General features: G+C 68.2%; 16 protein-coding genes. 7 read left to right on the top strand and 9 right to left on the bottom strand.

Annotation, left to right across the window (positions count from 1 at the left end; translation table 11 throughout):
* Positions 1-63: 63 nt before the first annotated feature.
* A complete protein-coding gene (locus OE647_RS11105) occupies positions 64-396 on the bottom strand; it encodes a YraN family protein (protein WP_263721862.1) in 333 nt (110 codons plus the stop codon).
* Between the two features lie 17 nt (positions 397-413).
* Positions 414-1274, bottom strand: coding sequence for a 16S rRNA (cytidine(1402)-2'-O)-methyltransferase (rsmI, locus tag OE647_RS11110; protein ID WP_263721795.1), 861 nt, complete (start codon positions 1272-1274; stop codon positions 414-416).
* Positions 1275-1364: 90 nt separating this feature from the next.
* Between rsmI and OE647_RS11115 the strand changes: the two genes are divergently transcribed.
* The 3 genes from OE647_RS11115 to murJ are packed head-to-tail and all read left to right on the top strand — an operon-like array spanning position 1365 to position 6842.
* Positions 1365-2528, top strand: coding sequence for a penicillin-binding protein activator (locus tag OE647_RS11115; RefSeq protein ID WP_263721796.1), 1164 nt, complete (start codon positions 1365-1367; stop codon positions 2526-2528).
* Positions 2470-5298 (top strand): [protein-PII] uridylyltransferase, encoded by a 2829-nt coding sequence (locus tag OE647_RS11120; protein ID WP_263721797.1) that lies wholly within the window; start codon positions 2470-2472, stop codon positions 5296-5298. Before OE647_RS11115 ends, OE647_RS11120 begins: the two co-directional genes overlap by 59 nt.
* Positions 5298-6842 (top strand): murein biosynthesis integral membrane protein MurJ, encoded by a 1545-nt coding sequence (gene murJ, locus OE647_RS11125; protein WP_263721798.1) that lies wholly within the window; start codon positions 5298-5300, stop codon positions 6840-6842. Before OE647_RS11120 ends, murJ begins: the two co-directional genes overlap by 1 nt.
* On the opposite strand, the gene OE647_RS11130 is transcribed toward murJ, so the two are convergent.
* The gene (locus OE647_RS11130) at positions 6833-7519 is read right to left on the bottom strand and encodes a rhomboid family intramembrane serine protease (protein ID WP_263721799.1); all 687 of its coding nucleotides are present in this window, start codon (positions 7517-7519) and stop codon (positions 6833-6835) included. The two genes, murJ and OE647_RS11130, sit on opposite strands and share 10 nt — an antisense overlap.
* Positions 7520-7606: 87 nt before the next feature.
* Between OE647_RS11130 and trpS the strand changes: the two genes are divergently transcribed.
* Positions 7607-8641, top strand: a complete 1035-nt coding sequence (gene trpS / locus OE647_RS11135; RefSeq protein ID WP_263721800.1) for a tryptophan--tRNA ligase — start codon at positions 7607-7609, stop codon at positions 8639-8641.
* Between the two features lie 95 nt (positions 8642-8736).
* Complete coding sequence (locus OE647_RS11140) at positions 8737-9222, top strand: VOC family protein (protein WP_263721863.1); 486 nt, start codon at positions 8737-8739, stop codon at positions 9220-9222.
* A gap of 7 nt (positions 9223-9229) precedes the next feature.
* Here the strand turns inward: OE647_RS11140 and OE647_RS11145 are convergent, their stop codons facing one another.
* Positions 9230-9919, bottom strand: coding sequence for an ABC transporter ATP-binding protein (locus OE647_RS11145; RefSeq protein WP_263721801.1), 690 nt, complete (start codon positions 9917-9919; stop codon positions 9230-9232).
* Positions 9916-11127 (bottom strand): hypothetical protein, encoded by a 1212-nt coding sequence (locus OE647_RS11150; RefSeq protein WP_263721802.1) that lies wholly within the window; start codon positions 11125-11127, stop codon positions 9916-9918. The genes OE647_RS11145 and OE647_RS11150 overlap by 4 nt, the downstream gene beginning before the upstream one ends.
* A 72-nt stretch (positions 11128-11199) precedes the next feature.
* Between OE647_RS11150 and OE647_RS11155 the strand changes: the two genes are divergently transcribed.
* A complete protein-coding gene (locus OE647_RS11155; RefSeq protein ID WP_263721803.1) occupies positions 11200-11982 on the top strand; it encodes an ABC transporter permease in 783 nt (260 codons plus the stop codon).
* A gap of 65 nt (positions 11983-12047) precedes the next feature.
* A complete protein-coding gene (locus OE647_RS11160) occupies positions 12048-12974 on the top strand; it encodes a glycosyltransferase family 2 protein (RefSeq protein ID WP_263721804.1) in 927 nt (308 codons plus the stop codon).
* Between the two features lie 2 nt (positions 12975-12976).
* Here the strand turns inward: OE647_RS11160 and OE647_RS11165 are convergent, their stop codons facing one another.
* From OE647_RS11165 to OE647_RS11180, 4 genes are all read right to left on the bottom strand, one after another.
* Positions 12977-15811 (bottom strand): calcium-binding protein, encoded by a 2835-nt coding sequence (locus OE647_RS11165; protein ID WP_263721805.1) that lies wholly within the window; start codon positions 15809-15811, stop codon positions 12977-12979.
* Between the two features lie 158 nt (positions 15812-15969).
* Positions 15970-16749 (bottom strand): sulfotransferase family 2 domain-containing protein, encoded by a 780-nt coding sequence (locus OE647_RS11170; protein WP_263721806.1) that lies wholly within the window; start codon positions 16747-16749, stop codon positions 15970-15972.
* Positions 16749-20108, bottom strand: a complete 3360-nt coding sequence (locus OE647_RS11175) for a glycosyltransferase (RefSeq protein ID WP_263721807.1) — start codon at positions 20106-20108, stop codon at positions 16749-16751. The genes OE647_RS11170 and OE647_RS11175 overlap by 1 nt, the downstream gene beginning before the upstream one ends.
* A complete protein-coding gene (locus tag OE647_RS11180; protein WP_263721808.1) occupies positions 20105-21547 on the bottom strand; it encodes a polysaccharide biosynthesis protein in 1443 nt (480 codons plus the stop codon). Before OE647_RS11180 ends, OE647_RS11175 begins: the two co-directional genes overlap by 4 nt.
* Between the last annotated feature and the right edge of the window lie 27 nt (positions 21548-21574).

Genomic DNA, 21574 nt, shown 5'->3' on the forward strand with positions numbered 1-21574 from the left:
CCCCGTTCCAATGCGTCAGCGGAGTGATGGCGCAAGGGGCCGCCGGATGCAATCGTCCCCGCGTCAGAAGCACAGCGCGTTCTCGACGATCTCGACCCGCCCGGCGGCATCGACAAGCGCCAGGTCAAACCGCATTTCGGTGTCCTGCCCCGACGGTTCGCCCGCGACGAAATCCTGCGCCGAGGCCTGCAGCCGGGCGATCTGGCGTGGCCCGAGCATCTGGGCGGCCCGCGACAGGGTTTCGGAGAACTTCACTTCGACGAACACGACCCGCGCGCCCTCGCGCAGGATCAGGTCGATCTCTCCGGCCTTTCCGCGCCAGCGCCGGGCCGCGAGGGTCGCGCCGGCGGCCTCATACCGGCGCGCGACCTGATACTCGGCGGATTGACCGGCCAGGTGGGCGACGCGGCCCCTTAACCGTCGCGCCCGAGTTTCAGCGCCGCCTGGTAGACCTCCCTCTTGGGCAGTTTCAGCGCCTCCGCCACCATGGCGGCGGCGTCCTTGACCGAAAGCGTCTTCATCGCCTCGCACAGCATCGCCTCCAGGTCGGCCGCATCCGCCGCGCGTTCGGGCGCGCGGTCGATCAGCACGACGACCTCCCCCTTGACCGCGCGGTCCGCGAATTCCGCGGCCAGTTCGGCCAGCGTGCCGCGCCGGACCTCCTCGAACCGTTTGGTGAGTTCGCGGCAGACGACCGCCCGCCGATCCTCCCCAAAGCTTTGGGAGAGATCGGTTAACAAATCACCAACGCGCCTGGGCGATTCGTAAAGGATCAGGGTCGCGGCCGTGGCGGCAAGCTCGGCAAGCCAGCGCCGCCGCGCCCCTTCGGCCGAGGGCGGAAAGCCCGCGAACAGAAAGCGATCGCTCGGCAGCCCCGAAACGGTCAGCGCGCAAAGCACCGCCGAAGCGCCCGGCGCGGCGGTGACCATATGCCCGGCCGCCGCCGCCGCCCGGCCCAACTGGAACCCCGGATCGGCGACCAGGGGGGTTCCGGCCTCGGAGGCATAGGCCACCGACTTGCCCTCCGCCAGCGCCCTGAGAAGGCGCGGCCGCGCCTCCTCCCCGTTGTGATCGTGATAGGCGATAAGTGGTCGGCCAGCGAGCGCTACGCCGTGAATTTCCATGAGATGCCGGAGGGTTCGCGTATCCTCGGCGGCGATCACCTCGGCCGAGGCAAGGATGTCGAGCGCGCGCAACGTGATGTCCCGCGCCGCGCCTATCGGGGTCGAGACGAAGTAGAGCCCCGGCGCCAGTTTCTGAATTTCGCCGGTCATGGCTACAAGATCCGCTGCAAGTTTACTTCGCGCCGTGAAACGCATAGGGTCGGCGCAAGGTTCAGCCGCGCCACGACGAGGGTCTTTTTCATGTTCGCCGTTTTGAAATCCGCCCGCAAGCCTCTGGCATGGCTGGCGCTGTCGCTTCTTTCGCTTTCCGCCTGCGGGCCGATCCCGATGGGTGGGGGCGGGCTGAAACCCGGCAAGCCCGTTCCGGTGGCACTTCTGGTGCCCGGCGGATCGGGGAACGCGGCGGACGACGTGCTGGCACAGAACCTGCGTCAGGCGGCGGAAATGGCGGCGGCGGACCTTCAGGGCGCCTCCGTCGATCTCAGGGTCTACAACACCGCCGCCGACCCGGCCGGCGCATCGAGCGCGGCACAAACGGCCGTCTCAGAGGGCGCGGCGATCATTCTCGGCCCGGTCTATGCCCAGTCCGCCAATGCGGCGGGACGCGCGGTCGCGTCCTCGGGCGTGAACGTCCTGGCCTTTTCCAACGTGACCGACATCGCGGGCGGCAATGTCTTTGTCCTCGGCCAGACCTATCCCAACACCGCCGACCGGCTGGTGCGCTACGCCGCCGCGCAGGGGCGCAACCGGATCTTCGTCCTGCATGAGCAGACACCGGCCGGCGACACCGGACGCCGGGCCATCGAGTCGGCCATCGGGCGTTCTCCCGCCGCCCATGCCGGTACGATGAGCTACGAGTTCTCGCAGCAGGGCATCATCGGGGCTGCGCCCGGGATCGTGGCGCAGATCAAGGCCTCGGGCGCGACGGCGGTCTTCCTGACCGCGGACAGCGGCGGCGCGTTGCAGTTGCTGTCGCAGCTTCTGCCGGAAAACGGCCTCGATACCAACGCGGTCAAGCTGATCGGGCTGACGCGCTGGGATACCTCTCCGGCCAACATGACGCTTTCGGGCTTGCAGGGGGGGTGGTTCGCGCTGCCCGACCCGGCGCCCGCCTCCGGCTTCCAGTCGCGGTTCGCGGCGAAATACGGCTCCATCCCTCTGCCCATCTCGGGCCTGGCCTATGACGGCATCGCCGCGATCGGGGCGCTCGCCCGCTCTGGCGCCCCGGATGCGCTATCGGGATCGGCGCTGACGCAGCGCGCGGGCTTTGCCGGGGTGAACGGCGTGTTCCGCCTGCGCTCCGACGGGACCAACGAACGCGCACTCGCCGTGGCCGAGCTTCGCAATGGCCAGATCGTCATCATCGACCCAGCTCCGAGAAGCTTCGGTGGCGCCGGTTTCTGAGGCGGCTGCCCCCGCGCCCGGGCAGGAGGCCGCGCCGCTTCTCGGCCATCTGACGCTTTGGGACACCGAGGCGCTGATCGCCGCGCTGGCCAGCGAGACCGCAGAGACGACGGACACCCGCGCCCGGCGCGGCGCGATCGTCAAGGCGCTGGCGGCCGGCCGGCAGGAGGGCCTGCGCGCCATCGAGGAGACTCTTGCCGCCGCCCCGAGGGAGGCGCGCATCATCACCCGCGCCTATGCGGCGCTGACCGACGCGCTGGTTGCCGCGACCTTCGCGGCGGCGACGCGGCTTCTGCATCCGCTGGCCAGCCCGACGGCCGCCGAAAGGATCGCGGTGCTCGCGGTCGGCGGCTACGGCCGGGCCGAGATGGCGCCCCATTCGGATGTCGACCTGCTGTTCCTGACGCCCTACAAGATCACGCCCTGGGCCGAGAGCGTGATCGAATCCATGCTCTACATCTTGTGGGACCTCAGGCTGAAGGTCGGTCACGCGAGCCGGACGGTAAAGGACTGCCTGCGCCTCGGGCGGGAAGACTACACGATCCGCACCGCGCTTCTGGAACGGCGCTTCCTGGTCGGTCACGACCCCCTGGCCGAGGACCTGCGCAAACGGCTCAGGACCGAGCTTTTCAAGAACACCGGCCCCGAATTCATCGAGGCGAAGCTTCAGGAACGGGCGGAGCGCCACAAGCGCCAGGGTGGCCAACGCTACGTGCTTGAGCCCAACGTGAAAGAGGGCAAGGGCGGGCTGCGCGATCTTCAGACGCTTTACTGGATCGGCAAGTACATCCACGGCGTACGCAGCCCGGCGGAACTGGTCGATGTCGGCCTGCTGCGCGCCGATGAGTTCCGCGCCTTCGAGGCGGCGGAGAATTTCCTCTGGGCGGTGCGCTGCCATCTGCACCTGATCACCGGACGCGCCGCCGATCAGCTGACCTTCGACCTTCAGGTCGAGGTCGCCGCGCGGATGGGCTACCGCGACAGCGGCGGCCGGCGCGCGGTCGAACACTTCATGCAGGACTATTTCCGCCACGCGACCCATGTGGGCGAGCTGACGCGGGTCTTCCTGACCGTGCTGGAGGCGCGCCACGTCAAGCGCGAGGCCCCTCTGGCCGGCCTCTTCCGCCGCCGCAAGAAGATGCGCTGGGGCTTCCGGATCGAGAATGGCCGCCTTGCCATCGGCAGCGAACGCGAGTTCCTGTCCGACAAGCTGAACCTTCTCAGGATCTTCGAGGAGGCGCTGCGCACCGGCTACCTGATCCACCCCGACGCGATGCGCGTGGTGACGGCGAACCTGCACCTGATCGACGAGGACATGCGCGAGGACCGGGAGGCGACGCGCATCTTCCTCGACCTTCTGCTCAAGCACGGCAACCCGGAAAGGGCGCTGCGGCGGATGAACGAGCTTGGCTTGCTCTCGGCTTTCATCCCGGAATTCGAACCGATCGTGGCGATGATGCAGTTCAACGTCTACCACCACTACACGGTGGACGAACACACGATCCAGACGATCTCCACCCTTGCCCAGATCGAGCGCAAGGAGTTGATCGAGGAACTGCCGCTGTCCTCCTCGATCCTCGAAGAGGGCGTGAACCGGCGGGTGCTTTATGTGGCGCTGCTGCTTCACGACATCGGCAAGGGCCGGCCCGAGGATCACTCCATCCTCGGCGCGCAGATCGCCCGCCGGGTAGCCCCCCGGTTGGGGCTGAACGCCGAGGAATGCGAAACCGTCGAATGGCTGGTGCGCTATCACCTCTTCATGTCGGACATGGCGCAGAAGCGCGACATCTCCGACCCCCGAACCGTCCGGGATTTCGCCAAGGTGGTGAAGACCAAGAAACGGCTCGACCTGCTGACGGTGCTGACCGTCTGCGACATCCGGGGCGTGGGGCCGAACACCTGGAACAACTGGAAGGCCATGCTTCTGCGCCGGCTCCATGCGGAAACGACCGACGCACTGGTGGCGGGCCTTGAGTCGGTCAATCGCGAGAAACGCGAGGATGAGCAGAAGCGGGCGCTGCGCGAGGCACTGAAGGGCTGGGACCTCAAGGATCTGCGCAAGGAAACCGCGCGGCATTACGGGCCCTACTGGCAGGGGCTTTCGACCGAGACGCAGGCGGTCTTCGCCGAGCTTTTGCGCGGGATCGCGGATGATGAGATCCGCATCGACATCAAGCCCGACCTCGACCGCGACGCGACGCGGGCCTGTTTCGCACTGGCCGACCACCCGGGCATCTTTTCCCGCCTGGCGGGGGCGCTGGCGCTTGTGGGCGCAAACGTTGTGGACGCGCGCACCTACACCTCCAAGGACGGCTACGCGACCGCCGCCTTCTGGGTGCAGGACAGCGAGGGCCACCCCTACGAGACCGAGCATATCCCGCGGCTGCGCACCACGATCGAACGGACCCTGAAGGGCGAGGTCGTCGCGCGCGAGGCGCTGAAGACTCGCGACAAGATCAAGAAGCGGGAACGTCAGTTCCGGTTCCCGACCCATGTCACCTTCGACAACGAAGGGTCAGAGATCTACACGATCATCGAGGTCGATACCCGCGACCGGCCCGCGTTGCTTTACGACCTGACGCGGACGCTGGCCAACAACAACATCTATATCGCCTCTGCCGTTATCGCGACCTTCGGCGCGCAGGTCGTGGACACGTTCTATGTCAAGGACATGTTCGGGCTGAAGCTGCACACCAAGGGCAAACGCGACAGTCTTGAGCGCAAGCTGCGGCAGGCCATCACCGAGGGCGCCGAAAGGGCGCAGGCCTGATGCAGCCCATCCGTCTCGTCCGGGGCTTTCTGACCGTCGGGGCCTGGACGCTGCTGAGCCGCGTCGTCGGCTTTCTGCGCGACATGCTGATCGCGGCCTACCTTGGCACCGGGCCGGTGGCCGAGGCGTTCCTGGTCGCATTCTCGCTTCCCAACATGTTCCGCCGCTTCTTCGCCGAGGGCGCGTTCAACACCGCATTCGTGCCGATGTTCTCCAAGAAGCTTGAGGCCGGAGAGGACGCGCGCGCCTTCGCCGAAGACGCCTTCACCGGCCTCGCGGTCGTGGTCATCGGCGTCTCGGTCGTGGCCATGGTCGCGATGCCCTGGCTGGTGCTGGCGATGGCAGGCGGATTTGCGGGCGACGCGCGGCTGCCGCTTGCGGTGGAGTTCGGGCGGATCTGTTTTCCCTACATCCTGTTCATCTCGCTGACCGCGCTTCTGTCGGGCCTCCTGAATGCGGGCGGGCGGTTCATGGCGGCAGCCGGGGCGCCGGTCCTGCTGAACCTGATCTTCATCGCCGCGATGGTCGTGGCGCGGGGCCAGGGCTGGGACATGGGGCTGACGCTGTCCTGGGCGACGCCGATCACCGGGCTTGCGCAACTGGGCCTCGTCTGGGTCGCGGCCGCCCGCATGGGCTTTGCCCTGCGCTTCCGTCGCCCCCGTTTCACGCCCGAACTGCGGCGGCTTCTGTCGATCGCGGCGCCCTCGGTGCTGGCGGGCGGCGTGGTGCAGATCAACCTGCTTGTCGGGCGCCAGGTCGGCAGCTTCTTTGACGGCGGCATCGCCTGGCTTAACTACGCGGACCGGCTCTACCAACTGCCGCTCGGGGTCGTCGGCATCGCCATCGGCATCGTCCTGCTGCCGGACCTGTCGCGGCGGCTGAAGAATAGCGACACCGGCGGCAGCCGTCATGCGCTGTCCCGTGCGCTGGAATTCGCGCTCTTCCTGACGATTCCGGCCGCGGTCGCACTTGTCGTGATCCCGGTCCCGCTGATCTCGGTCCTGTTCGAGCGGGGGGAATTCCTGCCATCCGACACGGTGCCCACCGCCTATGTGCTGGCGATCTACGGCCTCGGCCTGCCCGCCTTCGTCCTGCAAAAGGTCCTGCAACCGCTTTACTTCGCGCGCGAGGACACCCGCACCCCGTTCCGCTTCGCGGTCCATTCGATGATCGTCAACGCGGCCCTCGCGATCGGGCTGGCGCCGCTGATCGGGTTCAGCGCCGCCGCCTGGGGCACGACCCTGTCCGGCTGGGCGATGACGCTGCAACTGTGGTGGGGTGCCCGCAAGATGGGTGAGGCCGCCAGGGCCGATGACCGCTTCCGCAAGCGCCTGCCGCGCACGATGCTGGCGGCGGCGCTGATGGGGCTCTGCCTCTGGGGGCTGACGACGCTGATGTCGGACATGCTTGAGCGGGAACATGCGCGCATTCTGGGCCTGTTCCTCGTGGTCCTGGGCGGCATGGCGAGCTTTGCCCTCGCCGCGATGCTGACCGGCGCCTTCCGGCCCTCCGACCTGCGCGCGGGGCTGTCGCGTCAGCGCTGACGGATGCGCGCCAGCAGGTAAGCAGGCCCGCCGGGCCCCACCACGAAGGACGCGCCGAAGCCGAAGCCGAAGCCCGCCAGATCGGCGATCCAGTCGGGTGTGCCCCCGAACAGCACTCCGAAGATCAACTGGATGCCCAAGAGGAACCCGATCAGCGTGAAGGCGCGGAAACGGTTGGCGTTTTCCGCGCCAAGGCGCGCCCAGAGCATGAAGGTGAAGGTGCCGATCAGCCCGTAGACGGCCGGGTATCCCCCGAAAAGCGGATAGCTGATCCCCGGAACCAGCGAATAGACGATCCCGCCGAAAAGGCCCGCGCCAAAGAAGATCACGATGACCGACCAGGCCTTGTAGACTTCGGCCACCATCTTGCCGAGCGCCAGCAGGAAGACCGCGACGAAGATCGCATGGGTGAAGCTGCCGTGGACGTAGATATAGGTCACGAAGCGCCAGAGCCCTTCAAGCGGGTATTGCCCCCGGTCCACCATCGCCTCAAGCAGTTGCGGTGGCAGCGCGAAGCGTTGCAGCGCATCATTGCGCCAGGCCTCGCCCATGCCCCCGCCAGCAAGCCCGGCCTTGCCAAGGCCGATCACCGCCTCCATCGCGACAAGCGGCAGCAGCAGAAGCCACACAACCCCCGGCAGGGGGTTCAAGGGCGCTTCGTCATATCCTGGCCGCATTGCGATCTCCTTCCGGCGTTGACGGGACCTGCCCCCTGCGATACGCGAGCGGGGCACAAATTTCCAGACGGACAAGTGGGACGGACCATGGCCGAGGCGACCTCGAAATTCACCCCGCGCATCTTCTCGGGCATCCAGCCCTCGGGTGGGCTGACGCTCGGCAACTACCTGGGCGCGCTGAAACGCTTCGTCGAGAAGCAGAACGAGGGGATCGAGACGATCTACTGCCTCGTCGATCTGCATGCGATCACCGTCTGGCAGGACCCTGAAAAGCTGCGCGCGCAGACGCGCGAGGCGGCGGCGGGCTTCCTCGCGGCCGGCATCGACCCCAAGCGCTCTATCCTCTTCAACCAGAGCCAGGTGCCGGGCCACGCCCAGTTGGCCTGGATCTTCAACTGCGTCGCGCGGATGGGCTGGATGGGCCGCATGACCCAGTGGAAGGACAAGACCGCAGGAAAGAATGCCGAGGCCGAGAGCCTGGGGCTCTTCGCCTACCCTTCGCTCATGGCCGCAGACATTCTGCTTTACCACGCGACCCATGTGCCGGTGGGCGAGGACCAGAAGCAGCATCTGGAACTGACCCGCGACATCGCGGCGAAGTTCAACCACGACTACGGCGTGGACTTCTTCCCGATCACCGAGCCGGTGATCGAGGGCGCGGCGACCCGCGTCATGTCCCTGCGCGACGGGTCCAAGAAGATGTCGAAATCCGACCCGTCGGACGCGAGCCGGATCAACCTGACGGATGAGGCCGACGCGATCTCGCAGAAGTTCCGCAAGGCCAAGACCGACCCGGAACCGCTGCCCGAAACGCTTGATGGGCTGAAGGACCGGCCCGAGGCGAAGAACCTGGTGAACATCTACGCGGCGCTCGCCGAGATGACGCCCGAGGCGGTGATCACCGAGTTCGGCGGCAAGGGCTTCGGCACCTTCAAGCCCGCGCTGGTCGATCTGGCGGTGGCCAAGCTCTCCCCCATCTCGACCGAGATGAAGCGGCTGATGGCGGACCCGGCCGAGATCGACCGCATCTTGGGCGACGGGGCCGAACGCGCCGACGCGATCGCCAGCCCGATCCTGCGGCAGGCCTATGACATCGTGGGGATGATCCGCTCGCGCCCCTGAGCGGCCTTCGATCCTCGGCGGGCGGCGATGAAAATCGCGGCTTCCCACAGGCGCCGCCCGTGCCATACTGGACCGGCAAGCAGTGGGAGACCGCCATGGGTTACACCGCCCCCGCCGGCACGCGCATCGGCCATGTTCACCTGAAGGTCGCCGATCTGGAACGCGCGATCGGCTTCTATTCCGGGCTTCTGGGCCTTGAGGTCACGCAGCGCTACGGCAAGGGCGCGGCCTTTCTGTCGGCCGGGGGCTATCACCACCACATCGGATTGAACACCTGGGAAAGCCGGGGCGGCACCCCGCCCCCGCCGGGGCACACCGGCCTTTACCATACCGCGATCCTTTACCCTTCACGCCAGGATCTGGCGCGGGTGCTGCGGACGCTCGTGGAGGCGGGCTATCCGATTGACGGGGCCTCGGACCACGGGGTGAGCGAGGCGATCTACCTGCGCGACCCGGACGGCAACGGGGTGGAGATCTATCGCGACCGGGCAGAGGCCGACTGGCCCCGTGACGCGGGCGGCGAATTGGCAATGGGCACCGAACGCCTTGACCTTGAGGCGCTGCTGGCGGAGGCGGATTGATGTTCCCTCACGCCGGGGCCAGCGCGGCCTGCCGCTCCAGCGCCTCCTCAAGATCGTCGAAGACCTGCGCCTGCCCGCGGTGCAAAAGGATCGCGCCCTGGCAATATTGGCGCAGGATGGCTGGCGCGTGGGAGACCATGATCAGCCCCGCAGTCGACAGCCGGTCGCGGAACATGGCCTCGGCGCGTGCGCGGAACCGCTGGTCACCGACCGCGATGATCTCATCGACGAGATACCAGTCGAAGGCCAGTGCCATCGACAGGCCGAAGGCCAGGCGCGCCCGCATCCCGGCGGAATAGGCCCGGACCGGCAGGCGCATGTCCGGGCCAAGCTCTGAAAACGCCGTCACGAAGTCGGCCGTCGCATCCGTGTCCGCCCCGTGAATCCGCGCCACGAACCGGGCGTTTTGCAGCCCGGTCAGATCGTTGGCGAAGCCGCCGGAAAACCCAAGCGGCCAGGAGACGCGCCCCCGGCTGCGAACCAGGCCCCGGTCGGGCCGCTGGGTCCCGGCAAGGATCGACAGAAGCGTCGACTTGCCCGCCCCGTTTGCGCCCAAGAGCGCCACCCGCGCCCCCGCGGGCAGCCGCAGGGTCAACCCGTCGAAAAGCGTCCGCCAGCCGCCGGGCGACGGAAAGCCCTTGGCGAGCGCCTTGATCTCAAGCCCGAGATCCCGGGGATGGTGCGGCGCGTCGTTCATCCTGCATCCCGGATGTTGTAGCTCAGGACAACGCCGATCCCCCAGGCCAGGAGCAGCCCAAGCGCCACCAGGCCCGTCAGGCTAAGGCGGCGCGGGTAGATGGCGCTTTCGGCGCGGGTCGGGGCGACATGGGCCGCGAGGTAGCGCACCTTGCGCCGCGCCTCGGCAAGGGCGGCGGCGTGGGCGGCCAGTGCCTGCGTATAGGCGCCCGCCGCGAATTCCAGGTCCGTCCGCAAGGCCTCATACCGGCCCAAAAGGGCGGCCATCGCGCGGGTATCACCTGCCAGTCCCAGCTTTTCCCGCTCCGCCTCGATCCGGGCGCCCACCGCATCGGCGCGCCGGTTGGCCTGAGCCACCCGCTGGTCGTCGGCCTTGGCATAGGTCAGCAGCATGTCACGCTCAACCAGCGTCTGAACAAGCTCCGACTGGAGCGCGTTCAAGAGGCCCATCTGCCCCTCGACATCGGCCTGGGGATCGACGATGCGGTTCTGGTCGCGAAATTCGGCCAGAAGGCGCCGTTGCGCGCGCAGCCGTGCCTCGGCCTCGTTCAGATCGGCGGCGGCGAAGCGGATCGCATCGCGTCGGGCCTGCTCCGACAGCCGGTTCACCAGCGCGTCGCTTTCGCGCAGGATCTCTGCGGCCAGCGCTTGCGCGTCCTCCGGGCGGAAGGCGCGCACCTCAACGTCCAGAAGCCCGGTCCCGGCATCGCGACGCACCCGCACCATGCGGCGCCAGTAGTCGACCTTGTCCTCGCGGGTGGCGCGGGCGGGCAGCGCGAAGACCGGATCGGTCTCAACCGGGCGGAACACATGACCAAGATCGAAGCGGGCATCGACGGCGGCCACCATTTCCTCGCTGGTGATGTAATCGAAAAGGATGTCGGCGTCGGCGGCAGCCCCGCCGCCCACACCACCCACGGCCGCGAGAAGGCCAAGCTCGACCGGGGCGGCCGCAGCCTCCGAACGGACGGAGAAGGCCATGCGCGAGTGATACTGGTCCTCTGCCCAGCCGAACATGTAGGCCGCAGCCGCGAGGGCCGGCAGCAACACCGCGACGACGAAGCTTAGCGCCAGCCATCCGCGACGCCGCCGCCGCGCGCGGACATGCAAGAGGCCGACACGCGCGCCCTGCGGCGGAAGGCCCGCCTGCGCAGGTGCAGGCGACACGGGAACCGGGCGGAGCGGCATGGCGGGGGCGGTCTGGGACATCAGCGACACTCCGTTTTGTTAACCATCGGCGGGCAGGATCGCGGTCGCCCAACCGCCGTGAAAGGAACGAGGATGACCCCGACCGCCCCCCTGTACGCCAGCACCGCCCGCGTTGTCGCCGCGCTGATCCTGCGCGAGACCTGCGCCCGCTTCGGCCGGTCCTGGGGCGGATACACCTGGGCCCTGGCCGAACCCGTGGGCGGGATTGCGATCCTGTCGCTGGCCTTCGCCCTCATCGCGCCGAAACCTCCGCTGGGGTCGAGCTTCACACTCTTCTACGCCACGGGAGTTATCCCGTTCTTGATGTACAATTCGCTAACATCGGCCCTGATGGCCGCGTTGCCGTCGAACCGCGGGCTTCTGTCCTACCGGTCGGTGCGGCCCCTTGACGTGCTGATCGCGCGCGCGCTGCTCGAACTTCTGACCCATGTCGCCGTGGCGGCCGCCGTGCTGGTGCCGATCGTGCTGAGCCAACCGCGCCTGCCAGAGATCGCGGCCGACCGGGTCGCGCTGTCGCTCGCGCTGGCAGCAGCGCTCGGCACCGGGATGGGGACGATGAACGCCGCGCTTTTGTGCGTCCTGCCGTCGTGGCGGCAGATCTGGTCGGTCGTGAACCGTCCGGTTTTCCTGGTTTCCGGGATTCTCTTCACCACGCGCCAGATACCTGCCGGGCTTTCGGAATGGCTCTGGTTCAACCCCGTCGCCCATGTGGTCGAGGCGATGCGCGAGGGCTTCTTCGGACCTGACCCCGCAGCCTTCGTCAGCGTGACCTATGTGCTTGGAATTGCGGGCGCGCTCTTTCTCGCGGGGGCGATCGTGATCCGCGGGCAGTCAGGGAAATTGCATAAGATTTGAGATGGAAAAGCCCGGTTAACCATTTCCGCCCCATGTTTCGCGCACCACGGATGAGGGGAACTCCGATGAAAACCGGCGCGCATGTCGCCATTCTTCTGGCCACCTACAACGGCGCGCGCTACCTGCACGCGCAATTGGACTCGATTGCCGCGCAGGATCATGGGGATTGGTCGCTGCACGTCTCGGACGACGGGTCGCAGGACCGGACACACGAGATCGTCGCGGAGTTCGCCCGCGCCCATCCGGATCGGAAGATCGTTTGGCGGATGGGGCCGGGGCGCGGCAGCACCGTGAACTTCCTGTCGCTGCTGCGCGACACCGGCATTAAGGCGGACCATTTCGCCTTTGCCGACCAGGACGATGTCTGGCTTCCGGGCAAGCTGCGCCGCGCGGTGGAGGCCCTGGCCCGGCATCCTGACGACGCCGCGCTTTACGGTAGCCGGAGCTGGATCGCCGATGCCGACCTGACGATCCGCGGCATGTCGCCGCTGCCACGGCGCGCCCCGGCCTTTCGCAACGCGCTGGTTCAAAGCTTCGCCGGCGGAAACACCATGGTGCTGAACGCGAAGGCCCGTGCGCTGGCGCGACGAGCCGGCCCTGCCGATGGCGCGGTCTGCCACGATTGGTGGCTTTACCAGCTGGTGTCAGGCGCGGGCGGCCAGGTCCTCTACGACCCGGTGCCCTCGCTCCTCTACCGCCAGCATGAGGCCAACCAGATCGGGGCGAACCTGTCGCTGCCCGCGCGGCTTCGGCGCTTGTCCTTCCTCCTGCGGGGAAAGTTCGCGGCCTGGAACGGCGCGAACACGGCGGAGTTGAAACGCGCGGCCAGCATCCTGACGCCGGAAAGCCGCGACTGCCTTGAGGCCTTCCTGCGGCTGCGCGGGGATCGCGGCCTGCGCGCCCTGCGCCAACTGCGGGCGGCGGGGCTCTTCCGGCAGAGCCGCGCGGGCGACCTGTCGCTGGCGCTCGCGACGATGCTCGGACGGGTATGAGCCTAGCCGATGACGATATCGCCCAGCAGATCCATGGGGTCCGCCACATTGCGGATGATGAAGACATCGCCGTCGCCGAAATCGAAGGTCGCCCCTGCGTCCGTCATATGGCCATAGGTCTCGATCACCGTCATTGCATCCATCCCGGAGACCGCCGCAAGGCTGCTGTCGAAGCAAAGGACATCCTGACCGATTTCGAAGTCCTTGACCCTGTCAATGCCGTTGCCGGCCTCGAAAACGAACGTATCGGCGCCCGCGCCGCCTTCCAGCGTATCGTCCCCCGCCATGCCGAAGAGCGTGTCGTTGCCATCCAGCCCGATCAGGAAATCGTTGCCGCCGCGCCCGTAGATCAGATCGTTGCCGCGCGCGCCGAGGATCATGTTGCCGCCGTCGTCCCCCCAGAGCGTGTCATTGCCCTGCGAACCCTGAAGGTTCTCGATCCCCTCGTAGCTGTCCCCGGCGGCGATGCCGGTATTACGCTCCGGCATCATCAGATCGGCGAGGACCCCCACGGCGGAATCGCCGTAATGGACCCGGTCGATGCCCGCGCCGCCCACGAAGCGGTCGGCGCCTGGGCCGCCCAACAGGATGTCGTTGCCCTCCATCCCGTCGACAAGGTCGTCGCCCGCCCGGCCCAGAAGCCAGTCGTTGCCCGCGCGCCCGTAGATCACGTCGTTGCCGGTACCCCCGTCCAGCGTGTTGTTGCCCAGGTCGCCGTAAAGTTCGTCGGCATAGGCGGAGGCCCGCACGGCCTCGACCGAGATGAAGATGTCGCCTGCGGCAATGCCGGTGTTGGTCCCGGGGTTGAGAAGATCGATGCGCAGCCCCGAGGTCGCGTCGGAATAGACCGCCCGGTCCAACCCCTCCCCCCCGTCGAGAAGATCCGCGCCCTCTCCGCCGACGAGGTTGTCGATCCCAGCGCCACCTCGCAGCGTGTCGTTGCCGGCGCGCCCGGTCAGCCAGTCGTTCGCCGCACCGCCTTCGATGACATTGTCGCCACCGTCACCGCGCAGGTCGTCGGCCCCGGCCGAGCCGCGGAGGTTCTCGATCGAGAGATAGGTATCGCCCAGCGCCTCGCCCAGATTATTCGAGGGCGTGACGAGATCGACCGTCACCGCCGCCGGTGCGGTGGCGTAGTCCGCCCAGTCGGCCCCGGCGCCGCCCTCCAGCCGGTCCGCGCCTTCCCCGCCCGCCAGGCTGTCGTCGCCGTCACCCCCGGTGATCGTGTCGTCACCGCCCGCGCCCTGGATCTGATCGGCGAAGACCGACCCCGTGATCCGGTCCGCGCCGGGCGTTCCGCACAGGACACGCTCACGGTGGATGAGTTCGACCGCCGGGCGCGGCAGATTGAGCAGGTTCGCGTCGCTGAACTGGCCAGGCAGCAGTGCGGTCCCGTCGTCGGTCAGGATCTCAAGTACCTCGGACCCGTAGCGCAGGATCGCCCCTGACGCAGTCGGCTCGATCGTAAGCTGCCCCACACCGTTCAGAAGCAGCCAATCCGACAGATCCAGCCTGTCGGTCGCGATGTTGAAATCCTCGATCCGGTCAAGGGCCCCGTCCGCGTAGAAGATGAAAACATCGGCACCCGTACCGCCGCGCAGGACATCGGCGCCCGCGCCATCGATGAGGATGTCGTTCCCGCCGCCGCCCGCCACCGTGTCATCGCCCGCCCCGCCAAACAGAATGTCGTCCGCGCCCGAGCCCGTAAGCGAGTCCGCCCCATTGGTGCCGATCCGGTCGAGCCCTGTCGTTCCGGTTTGCAGTCGGAACTGGGTGATGCCGTCCTCCGATCCGGAAGCGACGAAAAGCTGAATCTCCGTCCCGACAAGTGCCAGTTGAAGCGCGGCGACATCGGCCAGCGACGTCCCCGCCGTGTCCGCGATCGTCGTTTCGAGAAAAAGGCGCCCGTCCGGCAGGAGCCGGAAGATGGAAACGCCATCGTCCCCGCCCCCGACGGCGACATAGGTGCGCCCCCCCACGGTGAGGGCGGAAAGCGCGGTGACATGCTGGAAGCGTGTATGCGCGGTGTCGATGACGAAATCGGTGGGCGTCAAGCCGTCCGCGTCCAGGCGCAGAACGGAAAGCGATGAACTGCCCGCGTCGGCAACGAGCAGATAGCTTTGCCCGCCCTGCCCCACGAGCTCCAGCGCGGTCGGCGCGTTCAGCCCGAACCCCTCGGCCAGACCCAGGGAACCTGCGTGAACGAGAGCGCCGCCCGCCTCCAGCCTGAGCGCGGTGACCCCATGTTCCGTCGCAGAGGCCGCGAAGACCCAGCCCTGCCCATCGATCGTCGCCGAGGTCAGGACCGACGGCGACGCAAGATAGGTCAGCGCGGTATCGGGAAACCCCGCCGTCGGCGTCAGCGTGGTTGAGCCCGGAGCGATGAACCAGGCGATGAGCCCGCCGCCGGCCGCATCCGCACCGAAGATCCAGGCGGTCCCGCCCTGGTCAAGCACGGCGAGGTCCGCCGCGTTAAAGTCCCCACCAGGACCGTCCGAGAACGAGGCCACCGCCCCCATTGTCCCGGACGTGGTCAGGCCGATCCCCGTCAGTTCGGCGGGGAAGCGCCCGCCCAGCAAAAGCCAGCGGCTGCCGTCATGTTCAAGAACATCGAGACGCGGCGGGCCGAAAACGTCGGCGCCCGGCGCATAGCTGGCCGATCCGATGCCCACTGCTGTCGCCCCGGCGCCAAGGCCGAACCCCAGGACGCCATTCGCCGCCGTCGCCGCGTAGAGGACGCTGCCGGTGGCCGTCGTCTGAACAATAAAATCGGTCACCCGAACCCCGGCCGGCACGCTACCGCCGCCGAGCGTGGCCATATGCTGGACCCCGATCATCGCTTGTCACCCGTTCTTCACCCGCCACCAAGAGTCGGGCCGAGCTCTTGCGAAGTGGTGAATATTCGCGGGTTTCGACGCGAAGGGTTACCAAGACCTTGCCCGGACGCATCGCAGGCCGTCGCCGGCGCACCAATTCCGGCGCGGTTGAAGGGGGGTCAGCCCCGGTCGCGCGCCTCGATCAAGTGGCTGGCGTGGTCATAAAGGGCCAGATCCTGATCGTTGGCGGCGACAAGCCGTGCCCCGAGCGCCTCGGGCAGGTCAGCAAAAAGGGAACGGACACGTTCCTCGACCGGCCCCATGCTCGGATCCGTGGCATTCAGGCGCCGCGGCGGGGGCGGGTCGAAGTCGATCCCCTCGGCCCGCAGAAGCCGCGCGATGCGCAGTATATCCGCATCGTAGTGATCCGTTCGCCCCAGGAGCGCGACATTCCTCAGATTCGCGCGCGCCTGTTCCAGATTGTATTCCATCCGCCCCGCCCCACGCCGCATCAGCAGGCGGCCCGTCCCGTCCTCGCCCAGGATGCGGGTCTGGGCATTGGAGACATGGGTGATCTCCTGCGGGTCGGAAAGCGCCTGATCGAGCCAGTCCGCGAACCCGAGGCGCCGGGCCAGGTCCGAGGTCCGTGTCCCGTCGGCATGCGCGCGCTTGAAGCGCCAGATTGAGGCCACGCGCAGGAACGGATTGCGCAGGAAGGTCGCCGCCAGCACCCGGTAGTCAAGCGAGGCCGGCACCGGCAGGCGGATCTGATGCGAGGAAAAGGCGCGGCGGCCGGGATTGCGGCTGATGATGCGGTCCAGCTGGGTCCGGTCGATGGCGAAATAGGGAAAAGGGCCATCGAAGCTCAGATGCGCCTCTCCGAAGTTGCGGGCCAGCGCATCGTCGAAGCTGGTGCCGGAGTTCTTGTAGATGTGGTAGTGGCAGATGACGGTGCGCATCAGGCGGCCTCCCACGCCGGGGCGGGGCGGGTGTCGCGGTAGCGATGCGGCGCCCAGGGCCCCCAGCGCTCCTCATAGGTCCGCCGGTTGGCCTCGAACCGGGCCCGGCGCTCGGCGGGCTCCACCTGCGCAAAGCTTGCCGACAGGTGATGATGGACGAAGGCGTCCTCGGCCAGCGCGCATTCGAAACCTTGCGCGCGGATCACCGCGCAATGGTCGTCATCCTCGAACATGCCGCGCCCATAGGCGGGGTCAAGGGGGCCGAATCTCTCAAGATCCCCGCGGCGGAACATCGCGCAGAAATAGGCGAGGACCGGCAAGGGCGTCCAGCGCCCGCGGAAGCCCTGGGTCAGCCCGCGCGCGGCCGTGCGCATCGCCGACATGTCGGCATAATCGACCGCAACGCGGGCCTCGTTCCCGATGTTGTTGGTCAGGGGGCCGACGACGCCGATTTGCGGGTTGCGCTCCAGATGCGTGACCATCGCCCAGATCGCCCCCGGGGCCATGAACGTGTCGTTGTTCAGAAGCAGGACGTGGTCGCCCGTCGCGGCCGCGATGCCCACGTTGTTGCCCGCAGCAAAGCCGAGGTTGGCGCCGTTCTCGATCAGCCGCGCCTCGGGGAAGCGCGCGAGATAGTCGGCAAGCCGCGCGCATTCCTCAGCAGGCGAGCCGTTGTCCACCACGATCACCTCAAGCGCGGGATAAATCCGGCTCTCGCCCAAGAGCGCATGCACGGCCGTCATCGTCAGCGCCGCATCCCCCCAGGCCAGGATCACGATCGAGACCAGGGGCGCGCGCTCCATCTCCGCCAGCATCGCCGTCGCGCGGCCCGACCAGGTATTCGCAAGCGCATAGTTCCTGAGCCGTTCGCCCCCCAGCGGGTCGGTGGAGGCCGCGGCAGTGCGGATCGCGGCGACAAAATCCGCTGCATTGTCCGCGGTGCGGACAAGATCGCCCGCGCGGCGCAGCTCCGGCATCGGCGTCGCAACGGTCGGGCGCATGGCGGCCGAGTATTCGTAGAACTTGACCGGATCGCAGGCGGCGATGATCGGCAAGAGCCGAAAGGGAATGATCATCACGTCCATCGCCTGCAGGAATGCCGGAACCTCGGCATAGGCAATCTCACCATGCAGCGAGACGTTGGGCAGGTCGGCCAGCCTCAGCGGTCCGGGTGCAGTAACCGCCCCGCAGAGGTGAAAGTCGACATCGGGCGCGAGGCCGGCAACCTCCGCCAACAACGCCTCGTCGAACCATTCGGCGATCGCGCCGACATAGCCGACCCTCAACCGCCCCGGGCGCAGGGCATCAGCGATCCGGCTGGGCAAGGGCGCATCCGTGGCGCCGGTGAAGTGGGCGATGTCGGCGCCATTGCGCACCAGCGCCGCGGCACGGCCGGCGCCGCGTTTCGCCATCAGGTAATCGGAACTGACGACAAGCCGGTCGCAGGCAGCCACCATCTCTTCCTCGGCCGCAAGCACATGGGCCTCGGTGTTGGAGAAGCCCGCGATCTCGTCCATGCAGTCGAAAGTGATGCGGTTTTCCGGTGACAGGTGCCGGGCGAAAGCCCACCAGTAGGGGTGCTCCACCACGATATGGCGCCAGGGCGAGGCGCCGATCCGGTCGCAGAGCGCGTTGAACTGGGCCAGCCAGCCCTCGACCTGCCGGCCCGAGGGGCATCCGGAATAGGGCCGCACGAAGCCGACCCCGTGATCGGCGAGACGCACCACCCAGACGCCGTCGGCGACGGGGCGCAAGGTGGTGTCCGCTTCGGCGCCCTCCATTTCCAGGTAGAACACGCGGTGGCCCCGCGCCGCGAATTCCCGCGCCAGATGCTGGGGGCGCTGGGTCCGGAAGTCCCAGTTGATGATGGAGAGGATGAAGATGTCGGCCTTGTCGCCCGCGGCAGGGCGGGGGGGTATCCCGACGTCCCGCGCCACAGAGGGCGGCGGCACCATGGACAGCGCGACCGGTATGCCCTCCGGATGTGGCAAAAGGCGCTTGATCCGGTCCACCTGCGCGGCCGGAAGAAGGTTGCGCAAGAGCGATCCGCCACCGCGATAAAGGCGTCTGTAGATGGGGCGTAGCACGGTCTGCTTCTCCTTCTGAACAAGCTGGGCAAGGTCTGTCGCGCGCCGGTCGTTCGCGTCGCGCTCGGTTCGGAGCCGGGCGCACTCCGCAAGCGCGCAGGTCAGGCGGTGATCGAGGTCCTGCGCGCGGGCGCCCGCCGCCCCGGCTTCGCCCTGGCGCAGCGCCAGCGCGCGGCGGGCGGCCCGAAGCTGGCCCAGAAGCGCCAGAGCCTCCGCCCCGCGACGCTGACCGCCGAGCGTCGCGGCGCGGCGCGCGATCGCCAGGCGGCGCGACAGCAAGGCCCGCGCATGGGCGCCCCGGTCCGCCGCGGCACGGGCCGTCTCTTCTGCCCGGTCGCGTTGCGCGGTCAGCACCGTTGCGCGCGCCTCTGAATGCGCCAGCAGGGCCTCCAACCGGTCGGCCCTGAGACTGTCGCGAGCAGGCACCTTACCCGAGTACCGCGCGATCTCACCCAGCCGATAGCGGTCGAGCGGCGCGAGGGCGCGTTGGGCGCGCGCGATCATGGGGCGGAACCGGGCAAGGGTTTCCACCGGGTCATCGCCACCACTTAAGGCGTCGAACATATTCGTCGCGGCGATGAGCCGGCCCTGCGCAGACCCCGTGGGCAAGCAGTGCAGGTCGTCCGCGCAGAACTGGCGTTGCGCCCCGTCGGCCCACAGCTCGGCCATCGGGCGCGGTAGATCCAGCGCCGCAGCGATCGTGTCGGCGGAGGCGCCCGGTTCGGCCACCCAGTCCGGAAAGGTCAGGATCGCACGTGGCAACCCCTCGGACGACTCTAGCGCGCCCTGGGCATGGGCCATCCAGCTGAGCCCGGCCAAATCCGGCGGAAGGGCGTTGCGGCGCGCGAGCGACTGCGCCGCAGCGACGGGGTGGCGCAAGGCCACAAGAACACGCAGATCGATGCCCATCGCCGCAAGCTCGGGCCGCCAGAGCCCGAAGGTCAGGCAGAGGCGCGGATCCTTGAGCACGATCCGGCGCGCTGCCCCGAAACTCTCCGCAAGCGCCTCGCGCATCTCACGCGAAAGGTCGGGACAGACCTCCGCCGCAGCGTCAGCCGTGAAAGGCGCCGCCTGGTCCCAGCGCCCGCCCGCCGCCGCAAGGATGCGATCGTTCAGATCCACCACTGCTCGCGGCTCGCAATGGCCATGGCGGTTGTCCTCGGCACCCGGCTGGGCGTCCCGGGGCAGGGCATAGCCCAGCGAGGCGAGGCTGCGGGCCAGAAAGGAGGTTCCGCTGCGATGCATGCCCAGCACGACGACCGCTTGCCTCATGGCAACACCTGCTGGCGCGAAACGTCACGCCCGACGCGCGCCTCGGTGGCCTGGGCCTCCAGCCATCGGCGGACAAAGTCCTGCGCCGCCTCGTCGTCGCCCGCGAGCGCGCGGCGCAGCGCACGGAACGTGGCCGCGACCTCGATCTGGCTGGGCACAGGGGCCAGTGCGGTGAACAGACCCGGCACGGAGGTGGGTTCCAGGGCGCCCGAACAGGCCAGGTCCTCATGCAGCTTCTCGCCCGGCCGCAACCCGGTGACGCGGATCGGGACATCCGCGCCCTCGGGCGCTGCGGCGGCGATCAGGCGCCGGGCAAGCTCCCCGATCGCGATCGGCGCGCCCATGTCGAGGACGAAGACCTCGCCCCCCCGCGCGATCCCGGCGGCGCAAAGCACCAGCCCCACCGCCTCTTGCACGGTCATGAAATAGCGGGTCGCGGCCGGATCCGTCAGAGTGACCGGCCTGCCACGCGCGATCTGTTCGAGAAAGAGCGGCACGACCGAACCGGACGACCCGAAGACATTTCCGAAGCGCACGACCGAAAAGCACGTCGGTCCGGGCCGGGAAGCCAGGTCGAGCACCGCCTGTTCGGCCAGCTGCTTTGAAACGCCAAGCGCCCCTTCCGGCCTGACCGCCTTGTCGGTGGAGATCAGGACGAAGCGCCCCACGCCGGCCGCCTGCGCCGCGCGGGCCATGGTCAGCGTTCCCAGCGTGTTCGTCGCAAGGCCCGCGCGCGGGTTGGCCTGCACCATCGGCACATGCTTGTAGGCGGCAGCGTGCAGGACAATGTCGATGGCGTTTTCGCGGAGCGCGCGAAGCGCCGCAGCCTCATCCGCAACCGAACCGAGGACCGGCACGATCCGCACCGCCGCCGCGCCCGGCATGGCGCGCAAGGCGCGATCCACCTCGTAAAGCGCGGCCTCGCTCTGCTCGAAAAGGACCAGCCGCGCCGGGCGAAGGATCATCAGTTGACGACAGATCTCGCTTCCGATGGACCCGCCCGCGCCGGTCACGAGCAGGTTCCGACCTGCAAAAGCTGCCACGGGTGGCGGGACAAGGGACCGGGCGGGGCGCCGCAAGATCGCCTCGGCATCGATTGCCGCGCACGACCGCGGGGCCGGCGCGGCCTTCACCAGAAGGAGGCAAAGCGCGGCGTAGATCAGTGCGGTCGTGCCCGTTTCGCCCCCCGACAGCGCCGGGAAGGCGATGGTCCAGAGCGGCGCCGCCATCCAAAGGATCGCCACGCCCGCTGCGCGCCGCCGCCCTTGGGTCGCCGCCCCCTCCTCTTGCGCAAGAAGGATACCAGCCAGCACGACAGGCGCACAAAGCAGGGCCGCGGGCGCGATCCCCGCGCCGAGGGCCAGCACCAGCGCCGCCGCCTCCGCCAGGCGGCCGTTCCATCGAGACGGGAAAGCTTTGCTTCGTTCGGCTTGCTGCATTCTGCACCTCCTGCCGCGTCACGACGT

The organism is Albidovulum sediminicola, assembly GCF_025751575.1.
GTDB lineage: Bacteria > Pseudomonadota > Alphaproteobacteria > Rhodobacterales > Rhodobacteraceae > Albidovulum > Albidovulum sediminicola.

Excerpts from the sequence above, each read along its gene's own strand:
- OE647_RS11160 (WP_263721804.1), top strand. The coding sequence starts at position 12,048 with ATGAAAACCGGCGCGCATGTCGCCATTCTTCTGGCCACCTACAACGGC.
- trpS (WP_263721800.1), top strand. The coding sequence starts at position 7,607 with ATGGCCGAGGCGACCTCGAAATTCACCCCGCGCATCTTCTCGGGCATC.
- OE647_RS11115 (WP_263721796.1), top strand. The coding sequence starts at position 1,365 with ATGTTCGCCGTTTTGAAATCCGCCCGCAAGCCTCTGGCATGGCTGGCG.
- OE647_RS11120 (WP_263721797.1), top strand. The coding sequence starts at position 2,470 with ATGGCCAGATCGTCATCATCGACCCAGCTCCGAGAAGCTTCGGTGGCG.
- OE647_RS11175 (WP_263721807.1), bottom strand. The coding sequence starts at position 20,108 with ATGAGGCAAGCGGTCGTCGTGCTGGGCATGCATCGCAGCGGAACCTCC.
- OE647_RS11170 (WP_263721806.1), bottom strand. The coding sequence starts at position 16,749 with ATGCGCACCGTCATCTGCCACTACCACATCTACAAGAACTCCGGCACC.
- OE647_RS11155 (WP_263721803.1), top strand. The coding sequence starts at position 11,200 with ATGACCCCGACCGCCCCCCTGTACGCCAGCACCGCCCGCGTTGTCGCC.
- OE647_RS11180 (WP_263721808.1), bottom strand. The coding sequence starts at position 21,547 with ATGCAGCAAGCCGAACGAAGCAAAGCTTTCCCGTCTCGATGGAACGGC.
- OE647_RS11140 (WP_263721863.1), top strand. The coding sequence starts at position 8,737 with ATGGGTTACACCGCCCCCGCCGGCACGCGCATCGGCCATGTTCACCTG.
- OE647_RS11145 (WP_263721801.1), bottom strand. The coding sequence starts at position 9,919 with ATGAACGACGCGCCGCACCATCCCCGGGATCTCGGGCTTGAGATCAAG.
- OE647_RS11130 (WP_263721799.1), bottom strand. The coding sequence starts at position 7,519 with ATGCGGCCAGGATATGACGAAGCGCCCTTGAACCCCCTGCCGGGGGTT.
- rsmI (WP_263721795.1), bottom strand. The coding sequence starts at position 1,274 with ATGACCGGCGAAATTCAGAAACTGGCGCCGGGGCTCTACTTCGTCTCG.
- OE647_RS11150 (WP_263721802.1), bottom strand. The coding sequence starts at position 11,127 with ATGTCCCAGACCGCCCCCGCCATGCCGCTCCGCCCGGTTCCCGTGTCG.
- OE647_RS11165 (WP_263721805.1), bottom strand. The coding sequence starts at position 15,811 with ATGATCGGGGTCCAGCATATGGCCACGCTCGGCGGCGGTAGCGTGCCG.
- murJ (WP_263721798.1), top strand. The coding sequence starts at position 5,298 with ATGCAGCCCATCCGTCTCGTCCGGGGCTTTCTGACCGTCGGGGCCTGG.